Source organism: Pseudomonas sp. RW3S2 (assembly GCF_014268955.1).
Taxonomy (GTDB): Bacteria; Pseudomonadota; Gammaproteobacteria; order Pseudomonadales; family Pseudomonadaceae; genus Aquipseudomonas; species Aquipseudomonas wayambapalatensis.
The window spans coordinates 172,620-186,339 of record NZ_JABWRM010000003.1; the positions used below are offsets into that span (position 1 = coordinate 172,620).

13 protein-coding genes are annotated in these 13,720 nt (G+C 62.4%); 4 read left to right on the top strand and 9 right to left on the bottom strand.

Features of this window, described 5'->3' with window-relative positions; all coding sequences use genetic code 11:
* Positions 1-28 precede the first annotated feature (28 nt).
* From HU748_RS05975 to HU748_RS05985, 3 genes are all read right to left on the bottom strand, one after another.
* Positions 29-337 carry a hypothetical protein gene (locus HU748_RS05975; protein ID WP_186669575.1) on the bottom strand — a complete coding sequence of 103 codons (309 nt, stop codon included), beginning with the start codon at positions 335-337 and terminating at the stop codon, positions 29-31.
* A gap of 213 nt (positions 338-550) precedes the next feature.
* Positions 551-985: a DoxX family protein gene (locus HU748_RS05980; RefSeq protein WP_186669576.1), complete on the bottom strand. Its 435-nt coding sequence runs from the start codon at positions 983-985 to the stop codon at positions 551-553.
* 108 nt (positions 986-1,093) lie between these two features.
* Positions 1,094-2,500: a transglycosylase SLT domain-containing protein gene (locus HU748_RS05985; RefSeq protein WP_186669577.1), complete on the bottom strand. Its 1,407-nt coding sequence runs from the start codon at positions 2,498-2,500 to the stop codon at positions 1,094-1,096.
* Between the two features lie 155 nt (positions 2,501-2,655).
* Between HU748_RS05985 and HU748_RS05990 the strand changes: the two genes are divergently transcribed.
* From HU748_RS05990 to HU748_RS06000, 3 genes are all read left to right on the top strand, one after another.
* Positions 2,656-3,453 carry a TatD family hydrolase gene (locus HU748_RS05990; RefSeq protein WP_186719676.1) on the top strand — a complete coding sequence of 266 codons (798 nt, stop codon included), beginning with the start codon at positions 2,656-2,658 and terminating at the stop codon, positions 3,451-3,453.
* An 87-nt stretch (positions 3,454-3,540) separates the two neighbouring features.
* Positions 3,541-5,019 (top strand): methyl-accepting chemotaxis protein, encoded by a 1,479-nt coding sequence (locus HU748_RS05995; RefSeq protein WP_186711406.1) that lies wholly within the window; start codon positions 3,541-3,543, stop codon positions 5,017-5,019.
* Between the two features lie 75 nt (positions 5,020-5,094).
* Positions 5,095-5,463 carry an Mpo1-like protein gene (locus tag HU748_RS06000; protein WP_186719678.1) on the top strand — a complete coding sequence of 123 codons (369 nt, stop codon included), beginning with the start codon at positions 5,095-5,097 and terminating at the stop codon, positions 5,461-5,463.
* Between the two features lie 14 nt (positions 5,464-5,477).
* On the opposite strand, the gene HU748_RS06005 is transcribed toward HU748_RS06000, so the two are convergent.
* From HU748_RS06005 to HU748_RS06015, 3 genes are all read right to left on the bottom strand, one after another.
* Positions 5,478-6,275: a thioesterase family protein gene (locus HU748_RS06005; RefSeq protein ID WP_186719679.1), complete on the bottom strand. Its 798-nt coding sequence runs from the start codon at positions 6,273-6,275 to the stop codon at positions 5,478-5,480.
* 94 nt (positions 6,276-6,369) lie between these two features.
* Positions 6,370-7,137 (bottom strand): CHAD domain-containing protein, encoded by a 768-nt coding sequence (locus HU748_RS06010; protein ID WP_186719681.1) that lies wholly within the window; start codon positions 7,135-7,137, stop codon positions 6,370-6,372.
* 14 nt (positions 7,138-7,151) lie between these two features.
* Positions 7,152-7,430 carry a hypothetical protein gene (locus HU748_RS06015; protein ID WP_054892384.1) on the bottom strand — a complete coding sequence of 93 codons (279 nt, stop codon included), beginning with the start codon at positions 7,428-7,430 and terminating at the stop codon, positions 7,152-7,154.
* 157 nt (positions 7,431-7,587) lie between these two features.
* Between HU748_RS06015 and HU748_RS06020 the strand changes: the two genes are divergently transcribed.
* Positions 7,588-8,628 carry a patatin-like phospholipase family protein gene (locus HU748_RS06020; protein ID WP_186669584.1) on the top strand — a complete coding sequence of 347 codons (1,041 nt, stop codon included), beginning with the start codon at positions 7,588-7,590 and terminating at the stop codon, positions 8,626-8,628.
* Between the two features lie 109 nt (positions 8,629-8,737).
* Here HU748_RS06020 and HU748_RS06025 read toward each other — a convergent pair whose 3' ends face one another.
* The 3 genes from HU748_RS06025 to lon all read right to left on the bottom strand — a co-directional run bounded on the left by HU748_RS06025 (position 8,738) and on the right by lon (position 13,615).
* Positions 8,738-10,609, bottom strand: a complete 1,872-nt coding sequence (locus HU748_RS06025) for a SurA N-terminal domain-containing protein (protein WP_186669585.1) — start codon at positions 10,607-10,609, stop codon at positions 8,738-8,740.
* Positions 10,610-10,793: 184 nt separating this feature from the next.
* Positions 10,794-11,066 (bottom strand): nucleoid-associated protein HU-beta, encoded by a 273-nt coding sequence (hupB, locus tag HU748_RS06030; protein WP_054892387.1) that lies wholly within the window; start codon positions 11,064-11,066, stop codon positions 10,794-10,796.
* Positions 11,067-11,218: 152 nt separating this feature from the next.
* A complete protein-coding gene (gene lon / locus HU748_RS06035; RefSeq protein WP_186669586.1) occupies positions 11,219-13,615 on the bottom strand; it encodes an endopeptidase La in 2,397 nt (798 codons plus the stop codon).
* Positions 13,616-13,720 lie beyond the last annotated feature (105 nt).

Consider the following 13,720-nt stretch of genomic DNA (forward strand, 5'->3'; position numbering starts at 1 on the left):
ACCAAAAACAGAAGCCGCCACACCCCGCTCAGCGACGGGTGATCAGGCCCTGGCGCGCGATGCGGGTCAACTGGCCGATGATCTCGCCGGCATCCTCGCCGATCGGGGCCTGGATTACGGCCAGGTCAAAGCGATCGTTGGCGTAATGGGCAAGGTTGCAAGCCGCTTCGGCGAACTGGATGAGGAAGGCGCGGGCCTGGCCCTTGCGGCGCGAGAAGCCGTCGAGGTTACGCAGGAGCGTGGGTTGATGCTGGCCACCGAGCAGGATGCGCGGAGTGCGGGAGGCCTGGTCAACAGGCAGTGGGGTCAGGCAGACACTGGTACGTGGGCAACTCATGGTGGTATCTCTTCGCCTCGCAAATCCCGCTGGGCAGCGGTGGGAGGCGTCACCGAACCAGCGCTTTAGCGGTATTTCGGATCGCCCGGGGGCCTCTCCTGCGCCCCGCAAGTAGCTGTTTAAATCGGCGCAAGCGGTATCGTAGAGCGTCGGACGGCAAGCTGCAAGAGGGCATTCACTTGCAGCTTGCCGCAGGGTGGTTGCAACGAGATGTCAGCGGGCGATCAGACGATCCAGAGACAGGCGCCCCGCCCCTTCGACCAGCACCGCCAGCGTGCCGCCCAACAGTGCCAGGGCGAACTCGTAGCCGTTGTTGGACATGAACAGACCATTGCCGATGTGCACCGAGAAGATCGCCACCACCAGCGTCACGCTCAGCGCCAGCGCCGCCGGGCGGGCCAGCAGGCCGAGCAGCAGTGCCAGGCCGCCGAAGAACTCCGCGCTGCCCGAAAGCAGGGCCATCAGATAGCCAGGGGCCAGGCCAATGCTTTCCATCCATTGACCGGTGCCTTCCAGGCCATGGCCACCGAACAGGCCGAACAGCTTCTGTGAGCCATGCGCCATGAAGATGATGCCGACCAGGATGCGGATGATGCTGAGGCCGAAACCGGCGCGGGTGACGAACAGGGCGTTGAGGGAGGGATTCATCGGGTGAGCTTCCTTGAAATGTCAGGTTGGAATGGCCGCCATCTTAATCAAAACAACGAATAAGAAAACCGCAAAAAACCCAACAAACAAATCGAAAAAGTCGATTTATCAGCGTTTCGCAACCCGCTCCAAGGCGCTGCGCTCACGGTTGAATGCCAGGAAGTACTTGTTGACGCTGTTGACGAAGTTCACCGGCCCCATCCCCACCTGCTCCATGGCGATGCGCTCGGTCTGGAAAAACCACTGGTTGCCGTTGAGGCCGCGGCGACGGGCCTCGGCGCGCATGGCCTGGACACGCTCCGGACCGAGGTTGTAGGCGGCGAGAATGAAGGCCATGCGCTCACGCTCATTGAGCTGCGGACTGGAAAAGAACTTGCGCCGGATCAACGCGAGGTAGCGCGCGCTGGCCTGAACATTGCCATCGACCGTGGCGGTATTGCTCACGCCCACCCGTTGCGCGGCGGCCGGGGTGATCTGCATCAGCCCATGGGCGCCCCCTGTGCCGCGAGCCTTGGGATCGAACGTCGACTCCTTGAACGCCAAGGCCGCCAGATTGAGCCAGTCGATCTGCTGGTCGGCGCCGTGCTTCTGCAACACCGCGCGCAGCGACTCCAGGCGCTGGCGATCCTGGCGAGCCAACGGATTGTGCACGCGGTACTGGCGTCGATAGATGCGCTCGAAGGCTGCATCCTGGTTGTCCGGCGCACGGTAAACGGCGAGGAAGCGGTCCACGCTGGCCAGCAACTGCTCGGCATCCCTGCGCACATACCAGCGCATGGCCTGAGGCTGGCTCAGGCGCAACTGGGTGTCCAGGCGCAGCTTGGGCATCACCCGCGCCCAGCGTTGGGCGATGGGGCGCTCCACCACGGTCAGGTGATAGATGCCGGCCTGGACCATCTCCAGTACATCCTCGACGGCCAGGGTGGGGTCGACCCACTCGATCTTCACCAGCGGGCGCTTGCGCAGGGCCAGCTGCTGGTTGATCTGCTCGATCACCGCGCCGGCAGCGCTGGCGGTAGTCAGCGCGATGGTGCGCCCGGACAGTTGCTCGACCCGGCTGAAGGCCCGTTCGCCCTTGCGCCCGACCAGCAGCAACGGCACCTGGTCAAGCACCGGTGCACTGACACCGACACCCTGCACCAGCCCCGCATCAAGCAATTCGCCGGGCGCGGCAAGGTCGCCTTCACCGCGCTGCAGGGCACCTATCAGTTGTTCCTTGGCGCGCGGGATGATCTGCAGCGTGATTTCCTGACCATCCGCGACCCGCGCATTGAGAAAATGCTCCAGCGCGCGCAGGCGATAGTATTCGATACCTACCGGTTCGCCCTTGACCTCGCCTGAGCTGTTGCGACTCTGGTTGACCAGCACCCGCAACACCTTGCTCGCACGAATCTGCGCAAGGTCACGACTCTGGCTGGTCGGCACATGCTGCAATGGGCCGGCTTCGCGGGCGATGGCAGGCTCAGCGGCGATCAGCCCGAGCAACAGCAAGGTCGTCAGCAGGGTTCGCAGCATGAAAAGGGTCCAGGAGCGGTTGGCGGAAACCATGCGCCGAGCGCTGCGCATGACAAATGACGGCAAGAGACCATGGCAAACGTTTGAAGTTCTTGGATTTTTTGCGAACTTGCAGATTTTGCTATGCTGGCCGCCCCGCGGCACGAGGTAGCACCATGCAACTGATCGATATCGGCGTCAACCTGACCAACAGCAGCTTTCACGACCAGCAGGCGGCGATCGTCGAACGCGCCCGGGCCGCCGGCGTGGCGCAGATGGTGGTGACCGGCACCAGCCTAGCCGTCAGCGAAGAGGCCCTGGCGCTGTGCCAGCGCCTGGATGAGGCCGGCAAACACCTGTTCAGCACAGCCGGTGTCCACCCTCACGATGCCAGCCATTGGGAAAGTGCCAGCGAACGCACACTGCGCGATCTGCTGGCCCAGCCGCGGGTGCTCGCCGTAGGTGAATGCGGGCTGGACTTCAACCGAGACTTCTCCCCGCGCCCACAGCAGGAACAAGCCCTGGAGGCGCAACTGGCCCTGGCTGTCGAACTGCAGTTGCCGGTCTTCCTGCATGAGCGCGATGCCAGCGAGCGGCTATTGGCAATCCTCAAGCACTACCGCGACCAGTTGCCAGCGGCCGTGGTGCACTGCTTCACCGGCGAGCGCCAGGCGCTGTTCGCCTACCTCGACCTGGACCTGCACATCGGCATCACCGGCTGGATCTGCGACGAGCGACGTGGGACGCACCTGCATCCGCTGGTAGGCAATATTCCCGAAGGCCGGCTGATGCTCGAAAGCGATGCGCCCTACCTGCTGCCGCGCAGCCTGCGGCCAAAACCGAAGAGCGGACGCAACGAACCGGCGTTCCTGCCTGAAGTACTGCGTGAAGTCGCCTTGCATCGGGGCGAAAGCCTCGAACACTGTGCCCGGCACACCACGGCGACAGCCAAGGATTTCTTCAAGCTCCCTTGACGCATGTCATGAAGGCTTCGCGAGCGAGCGGACACAATGATGGCACCTTGCCAATAATGTTTCCGCTCAACTCAGAGAAGACCTACCATGGGTGCCTGGCTTAGCAATATTTCCCTGAAGTACAAGTTCTGGGCCGTCAATGCAGTGGCCTTCGTAACCACCTTGCTGCTGGTGCTCTACGCGGTGTACCTGGAGCAGCAGGCTCGCGCCGAGTCGGCCCAGGCGCAAGCCGTCGCCCAGGCCGAACTGCTGGCCGCCTGGCCAGTTGCACAACCCCTTCCCCAACTGCCACAAATGATCCGTTGGCAGGATGGCCAGACCCCGAGCTTTGCCGGCGAGCCCCTCGAGGCCCTGCGTGACGGCCAAGGCTGGGTCGCGTTGCCCGCCGCGTGGCTGCTTGGCGACAATCCGTTGCGCGGTGCCCAGGTGCTGCGCCAGGGCAGTCAGCACATTGCCGTGCTGGCAGCATCGCCAAGCCTGCGTCAGGTATTCATCGACCGCTTCAGCAACTACGCGGTGTGCGTGCTGATTCTCATGCTGGCGATGCTTTGCGCTTCGCAGTTGCTGATCCGTTTCCTGCTCAGCCAGCTCAACACCCTCAAGGATGTGATGCTGCACGTGGAAAGAACCGGCGACCTGTCGGCTCGCGTGCCGCTGGCCTGCGGCGACGAAGTGGGCCAGATGGCCGGGGCCTTCAACGCCATGCAGACGACCTACCACCGCGTGGTCAGCACCGTGGCCGACACTGCTGCCCAACTGGACTCGGGCGCGGCGCGCCTGGCGGCGAGCATGGATGATGTGCGCCACGGCATGATCGGCCAGCAGAGCGAAACCGACCAGGCGGCGACGGCGATCAACGAAATGTCCGCCACCGTGCACCATATCGCCCAGCATGCCGGCGCTACCCGCGACCTGTCGCAAAGCGCCGACAGCCTCGCCGGCAGCGGCCAGGAGGTGGTCAGCCGGGTACAGGACTCGATCGCCGGGCTGTCCAGCGGCGTGCAGCAGACGGCCGAAATGATTCGCCAACTGGCGGACGACAGCCAGAAGATCAACAGCGTGGTCAGCGTGATCCACAGCATCGCCGAACAGACCAACCTGCTGGCCCTCAATGCCGCCATCGAGGCGGCACGCGCCGGCGACCTGGGCCGCGGCTTCGCGGTGGTGGCCGACGAAGTACGCAACCTGGCCAAGCGCGTGCAGAACTCCACCAACGAAATCACCACCATGGTGTCCGCACTTCAGGCAGGCACCCGTGATGCCGTGGAGTACATGCAGGAGAGCTCCTATAAAGCCGACGATTGCGTCAAACAGGCCCGCGAGGCCGGGGACGCACTGGCCGAGATCACCCGCGCGGTGGCGCAGATGCGCGAGAGCAATACACAGATCGCCGTGGCCGCCGAGCAGCAGAGCCAGGTCGCCGAGGAGATGAATCGGGCAGTGGTGAGCATCCGCGACGTCACCGAAGAAACCGTACAGCAGACCGTCGGATCGGCCACTACCAGCAACGCGCTGGCGACCCTCGCCGGCGAGCTGAACAAAGCCATTGGCCAGCTCAAGCTATAGTCCCGATAAACAGCCTCGATTGGCCCCCTGCGGGGGGCCGCACTAAGCTTTGGACATGACCAAGGGGAATCGTCCATGAGCAAACGTCTGCCGAATCTGCCCGCCTGGCAATGGCGCGGCTACCACCATAATCACCGGCACCCGACCAACCTGGTGCTGCACCTGATTGCCGTACCGCTGTTCATCCTTGGTGCCTTGCTGGTGCTTTCAGGCCTGTTCTCGCTCGACATCACCCAGCTTGCCGTAGGCGTGATCGCCCTGATCGCAGGGCTTGGCATGCAGCGCCAGGGCCATCGCCTGGAGGCCGAGCAACCCGAGCCGTTCAGCGATCTGCAGGACGCCTTGAAACGTCTGCTAACCGAACAGTTCATCACCTTCCCACGTTTCGTCCTGAGCGGTGGCTGGTGGCGTGCCTGGCGCGAGCGCCACAAGCATCGGCCCTGAACGCGCGACATGGCTCAGGCGAACACCGTCACCGTCTGCCGGCTCAAGGCCAACAAGCGGCCGTCCGCCGACCACAAGCGGGCTGCGGCATGCCCATAACCATCACGGGCGTGCTCGGTCTCTACACAGTACTGGTACCAGTCCTGCGTGGTCAGCTCAGGCAATGGCTGGACGAACTCGATGGTCCAGGTCAGGGTGCTGCCTGCGGCAGGCCGCTTTAGATAAGGCATCAGGCTCGGCGGCCAGGCATCGACCAGCGCCAGCAGGTGCGACACTTCGAGCGGCGCCTCCGGCAGGTCGCGCAGGCGCACCCAGCCACCCATCTGGCGCGATGCGTTGCCGGAGAACGGTAGCCCCCCGATCGCCCAGCGCAGTGCTACCTTGCGCATGAACTCAGGCATGACGCCCTTGATGTAGGGCAGCTCCGGCGCCGAGTCCTCCAGAGCCTTGAACGGTGGCGCTGGCTCAGCCGGCACCTCTACCACCGACGTGCGCCCAGCACCGAAGTTGCCCTGCACCAGCGTCACCACCTGCCCATCCTGAATCGCGCGCCCCAGCAGCGTGCTCACTGCCTTGCCCTCACGCAGCACCTCGGCTTCGAAACGAATCGGCACGTCCGGTGCCGCCGGGCCGACGAAACTGATGGCCAACGAACGCACCGGACGTCCGTCGCTGATCTTCTGGCACATCGCCTCATAGACCAGCGCCGCCATCAACCCGCCAAACGAAGCGCGGCCCTGGGCCCAGTCTGCAGGGATACTGACCGCCGCAGGATTGCGGCGCACAGCCTTTAGCAGTTCATCGAAATTCATGGAAGTCCTTGGCCTCTATCGACAACGGGGGTCAAGGCGCATGGTAACCAGCGGGCTGGCGCAGGGCAGCCCGCATATCGGTCATTTACTGGGGTTATCGACGCGACAGAGCCTTGCGCAACGACTCCAAGGTGGCATCGCAGGTGCGCTCGACCTCCTGCAACTCGGTTTCCCAGGCCGCCTTGCACGGCGCCAGGTCGGGATGCTCGCGCAACTGCAGCAACCATTGAACACGATCATGCCAATCGCCCAGGTCCCCTTGCGCCTGCTTGAGCAGCTTCTGAAGCTTCTTCGCCGCGTGGCGCAACTGCGGGTAGGCTTCATCGCCGTAGCGCACCCGCTTGATCAACAGACGCAAGCGATGCCGGTCGTGGGCCGGATCGTCGATGGCCGCTTCCAGCTTGCGCCATTGCTTGCGCAGGCGTTTGTCGATGCGCGTGCCCAAGTCATTCGCAAGGCCTTCGCGTTGCGAAGCACGCAGGAACAGCGGGAACGAATCCAGTATCGCCAGCAGCCGGGTCAACTGCGGGCTGGCAGCCACGCTGACGAACGTCGCCGCCCTGCCCTGCAGGCGCCGCTGCCCGGCCTGCGCATACCCCGCAGAGATCAACTGCGCGGCCAGCACCTCGCGGTCGCGCAAGGGCGTGGTGAGCGTGCCCAGCGATTTCGCGGCATCCTCCAACTGCTCGACACCCGGCAGCTCGCGCAAGGGTCGCAGCAGGCTGCGCAAGCGCCTGACGCTAGTGCGCAGGTCGTGCAAGGCTTCGCTGTCGGTATCGGCGGCCAGGCGTTCCCGGCAGGCCAACAGACGCACCTGCAGGGCCAGGATCTGAACGACTACATGGTCGAGCATGGCGGGCATGTCAGCCTCCTCCGTCAACGGCCTGCACGGGACTCACGGATATAGAACCGCGCTCGCTCGGCTTTGCTGCTGCACCCCTCGAACGCCTCGAACTGCTGCTGGGTCTTGGCGCCGGTCAGCAGCGACAACGCCTTGGAGTAGCTCACGGTACCTGCAAACCCTTCGGCCTTGGCGAGGTCGAGCTCCTTCCAGGCGGCATCCAACTGGGTCGCGCAACTGTCGCGATAGGCCGTCTTGCCCGCACAGCCAGCAAGGGCCAGGGCAATCAGGGGAAGGCAGATCCAGGCTTTCATCAAGTATTACCTCAGGAAGGACAAAACAGTCGCTGTTCGACGGCCGGCAACGTGAAAAGTGCCATGCTCAGCGTAGCCCAGCGCGCAACGACATTGAAGCACGGGCAGCAATGGGTGCATTGTGGGAACACGCGCGAAATGCCTTGGGGGAAAAAGTATGAGCAAGCGTGTCGCACTGGTGCTCGGTTCGGGCGGTGCCCGGGGATATGCGCACATCGGCGTGATCGAGGAGATCGAGCGTCGCGGCTACGAAATCGCCTGCATCGCTGGCTGCTCGATGGGTGCTGTGATTGGTGGCATCTATGCCGCCGGCAAGCTCGACGAGTATCGCCGCTGGATCGAAAGCCTGGATTATCTCGACGTGCTGCGCCTGGTGGATGTGAGCTTTCGCCTGGGCGCCATCCGCGGCGACAAGGTATTTGGGCAAATTCGCAAGATCGTCGGCGAGATCAACATCGAACAATTGCGAATCCCCTATACCGCCGTTGCCACCGACCTGACCAACCAGCAGGAGATCTGGTTCCAGGAAGGCTGCCTGCACCAGGCCATGCGCGCCTCGGCGGCGATCCCCAGCCTGTTCACGCCCGTCATGCAGGGCAACCGCATGCTGGTCGATGGCGGCATTCTCAATCCACTGCCGATCGTCCCAGTGGTGTCCAGCCACTGCGACCTGATCATCGCGGTCAACCTCAACGCCACCAATCAGAAACAGTACCAGTTGCCGGTGATCGAACGCCCGGCGGCGTTCAGGATGCGTTTCGAATCGGTGATCAGTTCGCTGGGGGCACGCATGCCGTTTCGCCGCAAGCCGGCCGAGCAGCTGATGCGTATCGAACAGGAAATCGTCGCCGAACGCATGAGCCAGACAAACCCGTGGCTGAGTGAATCCGCCGACCCGGAAAGCCAGCAACCGGCAGCGGCACCGGAGCGCGAAGGCGCCCCGAAGTCGGCGACCGGTTCGTTCATCATCGATAACGTCGGGCCTGCCTCGCTACTCGACCTGATCAACCAAAGCTTCGAGGTGATGCAGACTTCGCTGGCACAGTACAAGATCGCAGGGTATCCACCGGATGTACTGATCAATGTACCGAAACGGGTATGCCGGTTCTTCGAGTTCTACAAGGCGCCGGAGCTGATCGCACTGGGGCGCGAGATTGCGCGGGATACCCTGGACAGTCATGAGGGGGAGCAGCGCTAGGCAGGAGTATCGGCGGTGACTTTTTCACGGGACTGTCCGCGAAAATACCTGAAGATGCCGAAAACGAAACAGGCCGCATAAGCGGCCTGTTTCGTTACGACGACAGCACTCAGTAACGGGTGATGTCGGCGCTGGCTTCCAGTTGCTTGCGGAAGGCTGCAAAGTCCTGCTGGCCGGCGCGCGAAGCGAGGTAGCGACGAATCTGCACCTTCTCCTCGTCAGAGGCGGCAGCACCTTCGTTGACACCCTTGAGCTGCAGTACGACCAGGCTGCCGTCACCCAGGACGACACTGCCGTAGACCGGCTTGTCCTTGGACTCAGGCTTGGCCATGCGGAACGCGGCCTGCAGTTCGGCCGGGTCGATGCCTTCCTGGCTGCGGGTCACCGCCTCCTGCACCTTCCACTTCTGCCCTTCGTAGTCGGCGCCCTTGGCGATCGACCCATCACGCAGGCCGGCAATCAGCTTGTCCGCCTTGGCCTTGAGCTCGGCGGTCGCCTTCTCCTTGGCCAAGTGTTCGCTGATGTTCTTCGACACGGCTTCCAGCGCCAGTTGCTCCGGCTTGCGGTGCTCTTTCACACGCAGTACCACCACGGTTTCAGGGTCCAGCTCCAGGGCAGTGCTGTTGGCGCCTTCGTCCATCACCTCTTCACTGAACGCCGCCTGGATCACCGAACGGTTGGCGGTGATGCCCTCGCCGCCTTCACGGCCGAACGGTGCCGAAGTCTGTACCTTCAAGCCCAGCTCCTGCGCAGGTTGCGCCAGGTCGGAGGCTTCGAAGGCCGAGTCTTCCAGTTGCTTGGTGACTTCGACGAACTTCTGCTCGACCTGCTGGGTTTTCAGCTCGTGGGTCAGCTTGTCCTTCAGGCTGGCGAAGGTCGGCACCTCAGGTGCCTCGACACCCAGCAGCTTGATCAGGTGGTAGCCGTACTCGGTGCGAACCGGTGCCGACACCTGGTCCTTGTTCAACTTGTACAGGGCATCCTCGAAGGCCGGGTCATAGACACCCGGACCTGCAAAGCCGAGGTCACCGCCATTGGCCGCCGAGCCCGGGTCCTGGGAGAACTCCTTGGCCAACTTGGCGAAGTCCTCGCCCTTGGACAGGCGCTGCTGAATTTCTTCGATGCGGGCCTTGGCCTGGGCGTCGTCGGTCTTGCCGTTGACTTCGATCAGGATGTGCGCAGCGCGGCGCTGCTCCGCGAGGTTGGCGATTTCCTTTTCGTACAGCGCCTTGAGCTCGTCTTCGTTGACCGAAACCTGGTCGAAGAACGCAGCCTTCTTCAGCTCGATGTAATCGATGACCACCTGATCAGGGGTCATGAATTCCTTGGCGTGCTGGTCGTAATGGGCCTTGACCTCTTCATCGCTCACCTTGACCGCAGCCGGGTTGGCCTTGAAGGTCAGCGAAGCGAAATCGCGGGTCTGGTTCTCCAGACGGGCGAAGGCGTCGACTTGCTTGTCGGTAACGAAGCTGCTGCCTGCCAGGCCGGTACGCAACTGGCCGATGAGCATTTCCTGGGCGAGCATTTCACGGAACTGCATGCGACCGTAGCCCATCTGGCGGATGACGGCGTCAAAGCGCTCGGCGCTGAACTTGCCATCGACCTGGAACTCAGGCGTCTGCAGGATCAACTGATCCAGTGCAGCTTCGGAGAAAGCGAACTTGGCGTCTTCGGCGCCCTGCAACAGCAGCTTGCGATCGATCAGCCCCTTGAGCGCGGCTTCACGCAGCATCTTCTCGTCCAGCATCGCCGGATCGAAATCCTTGCCCAACTGTTGCATCAGCTGGCGGCGCTGCATGTCGACGGCCTGGCTCAGCTCGTTCTGGCTGATGGTCTGGCCATTGACCTTGGCGGCATCCTGGCTGTGGCTGGCGGCCTGGAAGATGGCCTCGAAACCGGTCAGTGCCATCAGCACGACGATGAGGCCAATGATGGTCTTGGCAATCCAACCCTGTGAATTGTCCCTGATATTCTGCAGCATGCGTCCCCCAGAAACGGTCGTACCACTGCATCGACAACCGCGGAGAGTGGGTAGAATCCTGATAAAAGAAAGGCGCATCCGAGGATGCGCCTTTTCTTAGCAAACGTGGCAGGCGGGAACGTTTGCGGCCCCCGCCGCTACGTGCTCGGACCTGGCCAGGCCGGGTCCGGCTGAAAGAGACGACTTAGTTGACGGCGTCTTTCAGGCCTTTGCCAGCTTTGAAGCCTGGAACCTTGGCAGCAGCGATCTTGATCGCCTTGCCGGTTTGTGGGTTACGGCCGGTGCGCTCAGCGCGCTCCTTGACGGAGAAGGTACCAAAGCCAACCAGAACGACGTCGTCGCCTGCTTTCAGGGCACCGGTTACGGAGTCAATTACTGCGTCCAGCGCGCGGCCGGCTACAGCTTTCGGGATGTCAGCAGAAGCGGCGATAGCGTCAATCAGTTCCGACTTGTTCACTCTAAGTCCCCTTATTTCTCTATTGAGTTTGTTTCTAAGTATGTAATGAAAAGCTTATGAAACGATCATTGGGTGGTCTGTTGACACTGGCGTGCCGCTTTATAGCAAGGCCCCGAAAAAGCTGTCAACCAAAGGCCCCAATGAGATACGAACTAGTGCGTGCTAATTCTTTCCTTAGCATCGCTGTCGCGCTTCTCTTCTTTCGCGACAATCTCCGGAGCCACATCTGGCAAGGGCTCCGGGGCGTATTGCAGCGCAATTTGCAGGACCTCGTCAATCCATTTAACCGGTTTGATTTGCAGATCCTGTTTTATATTTTCAGGAATCTCCTTCAGGTCACGCACATTTTCCTCGGGAATGATGACTGTCTTGATCCCGCCGCGGTGCGCCGCAAGCAGTTTTTCCTTCAGCCCACCGATGGCAAGCACCTGGCCGCGCAGGGTGATTTCACCGGTCATCGCCACGTCGGCACGCACCGGAATCTGGGTCAGCGCCGAGACCAGTGCAGTGCACATGCCGATACCGGCACTCGGGCCATCCTTGGGCGTAGCGCCCTCAGGCATGTGGATGTGCACGTCGTGCTTCTCGTGGAAATCGGCAGCGATGCCCAGGCTGCGGGCGCGACTGCGTACCACGGTCTGCGCGGCGGTGATCGATTCGACCATGACATCGCCGAGCGAGCCGGTCTTGATCAACTGCCCCTTGCCCGGAATCACCACCGCCTCGATGGTCAGCAGTTCACCGCCGACCTGGGTCCAGGCAAGGCCTGTGACCTGGCCGATCTGGTCCTGGGTTTCGGCCAGACCATAACGGAACTTGCGCACACCCAGCAGGTGTTCGAGCTGCTCGCCGGTGACCTTGACCTTCACCTGCTTGTTGCCGGCATGCTCCTTGACCACCTTGCGGCAGACCTTGGCAATCTGGCGCTCCAGGCCACGCACACCGGCCTCTCGAGTGTAATAGCGGATGATGTCGCGGATCGCGGCGACATCGACTTCCAGCTCTTCCTTCTTGAGGCCGTTGGCCTTGACCTGCTTGGGCACCAGGTACTTGACCGCAATGTTGACCTTCTCGTCCTCGGTGTAGCCCGGCAGACGAATGATCTCCATCCGGTCCAGCAACGCTGGCGGGATGTTCATCGAGTTGGAGGTGCACAGGAACATCACGTCCGAGAGGTCGTAGTCGACTTCCAGGTAGTGATCGTTGAAGTTGTGGTTCTGCTCGGGGTCGAGCACTTCCAGCAGTGCCGAGGCGGGATCGCCGCGCATGTCACTGCCCATCTTGTCGATTTCGTCGAGCAGGAACAGCGGGTTGCGCACCCCGACCTTGGTCATCTTCTGGATCAGACGCCCCGGCATCGAGCCGATGTAGGTACGGCGGTGGCCACGGATCTCGGCCTCGTCACGCACACCGCCCAATGCCATGCGCACGAACTTGCGGTTGGTGGCGGAGGCGATCGACTCGGCCAGCGACGTCTTGCCCACGCCGGGCGGACCGACCAGGCACAGCACGGGGCCGCGGATCTTCTTCACGCGCTTCTGGACTGCGAGGTACTCGAGGATACGCTCCTTCACCTCTTCCAGGCCGTAGTGGTCGGAATCGAGGATCTCCTCGGCCTTGGCCAGGTCCAGACGCACCTTGCTCTGGGCTTTCCAGGGCACCTGCACCAGCCAGTCGAGGTAAGAGCGTACCACCGTGGCCTCGGCGGACATCGGCGACATCTGCTTGAGCTTGTTCAGCTCGGCCTGGGCCTTGGTGAGGGCATCCTTGGGCAGGCCAGCGGCATCGATACGCTTTTTCAGCTCTTCGACTTCGTTGTGGCCTTCATCACCATCACCGAGCTCCTTCTGAATGGCCTTCATCTGCTCATTCAGGTAGTACTCGCGCTGGCTGCGCTCCATCTGCTTCTTGACCCGGCCACGGATGCGTTTCTCGACCTGCAGCAGGTCGATTTCGGCGTCCAGCAGCGCCAGCACGTGCTCGACACGGGCCGACAGGTCGATGATCTCGAGGATTTCCTGCTTCTGTTCGATCTTCAGCGCCATGTGCGCGGCCATGGTATCGACCAGGCGCCCCGGCTCTTCGATGCTGTTGAGCGATGACAGCACTTCGGCAGGCACTTTCTTGCCCAACTGAACGTACTGTTCGAACTGCGACAGCAGGCTGCGCAGGAACACTTCGGACTCGCGCTCAGCCGCCTCGACCTCGTCGATCAGGCTGACTTCGGCGCGAACGTGGCCTTCGACCTCGGTGAAGCGCTCGACCGCACCGCGCTGCTCGCCTTCGACCAGCACCTTGACGGTGCCATCAGGCAGCTTGAGCAGTTGCAGGACGGTAGCAATGGTGCCGACGCGATACAGGGCATCTTCGCCCGGATCGTCGTCGGCCGGGTTCTTCTGGGCCAGCAGAAGGATCTGCTTTTCGCCCGTCATCGCGGCCTCTAGGGCTTCGATGGACTTCTCGCGTCCCACGAACAGCGGGATAACCATGTGCGGATAAACGACGACATCGCGCAATGGCAAAAGAGGCAAGTCGAGGGTGGTCTTCATGATTTCGCCTCTACAGCGGCCTTGGGGCCGGAAACCGGTGGAAATAGTGCTTGGAGCTAATGTGGGGGCAGGTCCGCAAAAATACAAGCCGCTGGCGCCAGAAAA